Raw genomic sequence first — 3,999 nt, 5'->3', positions numbered from 1 at the left:
CAACTTCCTCGGCTTCGTCAAACTCGCATCCATCATGCTATGGATCAAATAGTTAAATCGTCACTACAACCTAGTCCTTCAGCCGGATATGGTCCGGCTCGAACCAAATGTCGATTGATTTTGTTCCCTTCTCGATCTTTGCTGAGTGAACTGCACCAGGTGCCACGATGTAGTACTCGCCGGGCCCGTAGATGCGGGTTTCTCCCTCAATTGTCATTTCGACTTCACCTTCCAAAACGATCCCCAAATGATGGCCGTGGACGTGGTCCGGTGCATTGAAGTCGCCGGTAAAGTCCGAGAAAACGAGCTGGGAATGCTCGCCTTGCAGGAGGTAGCCGGCGAAGCCTGAAACGTGATGCGTAATCGCGGGGAGTTTACTCTTGATGAGGTCTGGGTAGCCTTCTGCGATTTTCATTGTGAAGAAGCTCCTTAGGTTTGATGAATTTTGTGCGGAAAGCAAAGGGCGATAACCGGAAACACCCTTCCAGGCAGGCGTTTACGGTGAGTACAAATTCATGCTGGCTTTCTGCTGCCTTCGAAGGTCATGTCGTGGACTCGGCCTCGACGATTTCGGCAATCGTTGCTGGAACCGTACTGTCTTCTATCGTCGCCGGGATTTCGTATCTGGCGTGATTGACGATCTCGCGCAGCAGGTTGCGCAGGATTTTGCCCGATCGGGTCTTGGGGAGCTGCGGGACGATATGAACCTTTTTCATCGCCGCCACGGCGCCGAGCTCGGATCGCACGGCCTGAACGATCCGTCCGGTAAGGGTATGGTCGGCCTGGTGTCCCGCGCGGGGCGAGACGAAAGCAACCGGGATCATGCCCTTGACGGGATGCTTCGCGCCGATCACCGCGCATTCGGCAACACCTTCTTGTTTTGCGACGATCTGTTCCATCTGGCCGGTCGAAAGTCGATGCCCAGCGACATTGATGATGTCGTCGGTGCGACCCATGATGTGCAGAAAGCCGTCCGGATCCCGATGGCCCGTGTCTCCGGTTTCGTAGAAGCCGGGATAGGTCGCGAAGTTTTTCTCGTAGCCTGCCTGGTTGTTCCAGAGGGTTCGGAAGGCCCCGGGAGCAAGAGGCGCGCGAATGACGACGTTGCCGCTGTTGCCATCGGCAACGGGCTGTCCGCGATCGTCGAGGATCGCAAAATCATAGCCTGGCACTGCTAATCCAGCGCTTCCGCGCTTACGGCGCCAATCACCAAGGCCAATACAGGTGGCAATGGCGGGCCAGCCCAGCTCTGTTTGCCACCAGTGGTCGATCACCGGTAGGCCACTGTGCTGTTCGAGCCAATCGATCGTGTCGGGATCGGCGCGCTCGCCCGCAAGAAAGATTGCCTGGCATCGAGCGATGCCAAGTTGCCTGAGCAAGTCCCCTGCAGGATCTTCCTTGCGAATGGCGCGTATAGCGGTTGGTGCCGTGAAGAAGGACTTCACGCCATGCCGTTCGATAACGCGCCAGAACGTGCCGGGATCGGGAGTTCCCACCGGCTTGCCTTCGAACAAGACCGTAGCCGCTCCGACCAGCAAGGGCCCGTAGACAATGTAGCTGTGGCCGACCACCCAGCCAACATCGGATGCCGCCCAGAACGTGTCTCCAGCCTCGATCCCGTAAATGTTCGTCATGGACCAAGCCAGCGCCACCGCATGCCCGCCATTTTCGCGCACCACGCCCTTTGGCTTGCCGGTGGTTCCGGAGGTGTAAAGGATATAGAGCGGATCGGTTGCAGCAACCGATACGCAAGCGGGAATTTCATCCCCGGCAGTTAGTGCGTGCAGCTCCATCCAGTCGATGTCGCGCGGTGGACGCAGGGCGGCGGTCACCTGTTCGCGTTGCAGCAGCACAACATGGCGCACTTGATGGGAAGAGAGCGCTAGTGCTTCGTCCACTAGCGGTTTGTAGGCGATTGTCCGCCCGCCTTCGATCCCGCATGAGGCGGTCAGGACAAGTTTCGGCGCAGCATCATCGATCCGCTTGGAAAGTTCGGGCGGAGCAAAGCCGCCAAACACCACCGAATGAATGGCGCCAAGCCGGGCGCAGGCCAGCATGGCAAAAACGGTTTCCGGGACCATCGGCATGTAGATGACCACCCGATCGCCTTGCCCCACCCCAAGGCTCTTGAGCATTGCTGCGACGCGACCCGTTTGCTGGAGAAGTTCGGAATAGCTGTACCTCGCGATCGTCTTGGTAACCGGGCTGTCATAAATCAAAGCAGTGCAGTCGCCACGACCTGCGGCGACGTGCCGGTCGAGACAGTTGTAGCACGTGTTCAGTTGGCCGTCAGAGAACCATCCCAAGAAATCATCGAATGGCATATCTGCGCACGCAAACCAATCGATGGCTTCGGCCGCCCTCCCCCAGTACTTCGCAGCGTCAATGCTGGCTTCGTCCTGTGCAGCTTTGAGGCGGTTTATCGCGTGCTGCGACATGGAATCTTCGTTAAAACTCATTTACTTACCTTTCTTGAGAGCAGGAGTGACACCACGATGAGGAGTGACCCAACCAAATGATAGTGCGCAAACCTCTCCCCCAAGAGGGGGACGGCCATCAATACGCCGAAGACTGCCGGAAGATTCATGAAGAGGCCAGCTCGTACCGATCCAATCAGGGCAACCGCGCGATTGAACAACGCGTAGGAAACGAGTGAAGGAAAAATTCCGATGAATACCAGCGCACCTATCGAGGTCAGCGGCAGATCGGATGTGCCGTTAAGCAACATTTGCAAACCGTAAGGGGCGGAAAGCGAGACAATGCCCGCTGCAAATAGCACCACCAGCAGGCTGAAGTGATGCAACTGGGGCGCCCTGCGCAGGGAGGTCGCGTAGGCAGCGTAGAGAAAGACTGCCGCTAGCGCCAGGAGATCGCCAGCATTGAGGGACGCAAGGTGCAAGTTAAACAAGTCACCCTCAGTAATGATCCAAACGGCACCCAGAATCGACAGTCCTGCGCAGACAAACTGGAGCGAGGCAACTCGTTCGCGGAAAATCACTGCTGGCATGATCAGTGTCATGATCGGCATCGTGGATTGTAGCAGCAAGTTGTTGGTCGCCGTCGTAAACTGGAGACTGCTGTACACTAGAAAGGAAAAAACCCCAACTCCAAAGAACCCCAACAATCCCAGAAACCGCCACGACCGACGAATGGCAGGAAGATCGGCGCCAAGATGGCGCCATGCAAACGGCAGGATACATGTTGCGGCGATGAGCCATCTCCAAAAGCCGATCGTCACCGGAGAAAGGTCATCGCGAATGGCCCGGCCAACAATTGGATTCAGCGCCCAGAAAAGGCTTGCGAGGACCATAAGCAAGGTCGGGGAATCCCAGAACCTGACCGCAATCCCTTTCATCCCCCTCCCCAAACGCTGGTAGTGATCGCCTGTTGGTATCAGTGGGGAGCAAAGATTAGCCTTGCGCGCCACACCCATGTTGCATATAGTACACTGCATTGCATGCATAGGCCGAATTTGCTCTTGGAGCCTTAGGCTTAAAAATATGGCAGTTTGGGGATGCCAGGTGGTCTGAGCCCGAGGTTTCTACCGGCTATGAGTAGAGCCTGCGCCCGGTTTGCTCTGCCACCCAACCTTTGGACCGTTCAGGTCTGGAGTTTACGGCTCAGGTCTGGAGTTTACGGCCTTGCTCAGGTTCGGTGGGCTGGTTTCACCGACTGAGTTTGCAAGCATGATCGGGGAGATATTCCCAATCGCGCTATGCGGTCGATCCTCGTTGTAGTGTCTACGCCAAGCCTCCAGCTTTTCGCAAGCATCTTGCAGCGACAGGAACCAGTGGGCGTTCAGGCATTCGCTGCGCAGCTTGCTGTTGAACGCTTCGATGAACGCATCGTCTGTGGGTTTGCCTGGGCGGGAGAAGTCCAGGATCACACTGCGCTGGTAAGCCCACAGATCCATGTCCCGCGAGATAAATTCGCTGCCATAGCACATTGGGAAGCGGTCCCTCGAAGGGCCGCATCGCCTTGATGAAGACAAGGGCGCGC

General features: G+C 56.9%; 4 protein-coding genes. All 4 read right to left on the bottom strand.

What is annotated here, in order from left to right:
- Positions 1-70: 70 nt before the first annotated feature.
- Positions 71-415 (bottom strand): cupin domain-containing protein, encoded by a 345-nt coding sequence (locus IEX64_RS23825; protein ID WP_188823908.1) that lies wholly within the window; start codon positions 413-415, stop codon positions 71-73.
- A gap of 127 nt (positions 416-542) precedes the next feature.
- Positions 543-2,438, bottom strand: a complete 1,896-nt coding sequence (locus IEX64_RS23820) for an AMP-binding protein (protein WP_188823910.1) — start codon at positions 2,436-2,438, stop codon at positions 543-545.
- 17 nt (positions 2,439-2,455) lie between these two features.
- Positions 2,456-3,355 carry a DMT family transporter gene (locus IEX64_RS23815; RefSeq protein ID WP_188823905.1) on the bottom strand — a complete coding sequence of 300 codons (900 nt, stop codon included), beginning with the start codon at positions 3,353-3,355 and terminating at the stop codon, positions 2,456-2,458.
- Between the two features lie 258 nt (positions 3,356-3,613).
- The coding region (locus tag IEX64_RS23810; protein WP_229710715.1) for an integrase core domain-containing protein at positions 3,614-3,999 on the bottom strand (386 nt) is incomplete at its 5' end.

This window comes from Novosphingobium indicum (genome assembly GCF_014645195.1).
Lineage (GTDB): Bacteria > Pseudomonadota > Alphaproteobacteria > Sphingomonadales > Sphingomonadaceae > Novosphingobium > Novosphingobium indicum.
This window is presented reverse-complemented; position numbering and strand designations above follow the sequence as displayed.

Bases quoted from the DNA above. Each gene is read 5' to 3' on its own strand.
- IEX64_RS23825 (WP_188823908.1), bottom strand. From the start codon at position 415: ATGAAAATCGCAGAAGGCTACCCAGACCTCATCAAGAGTAAACTCCCC.
- IEX64_RS23820 (WP_188823910.1), bottom strand. From the start codon at position 2,438: ATGTCGCAGCACGCGATAAACCGCCTCAAAGCTGCACAGGACGAAGCC.
- IEX64_RS23815 (WP_188823905.1), bottom strand. From the start codon at position 3,355: ATGAAAGGGATTGCGGTCAGGTTCTGGGATTCCCCGACCTTGCTTATG.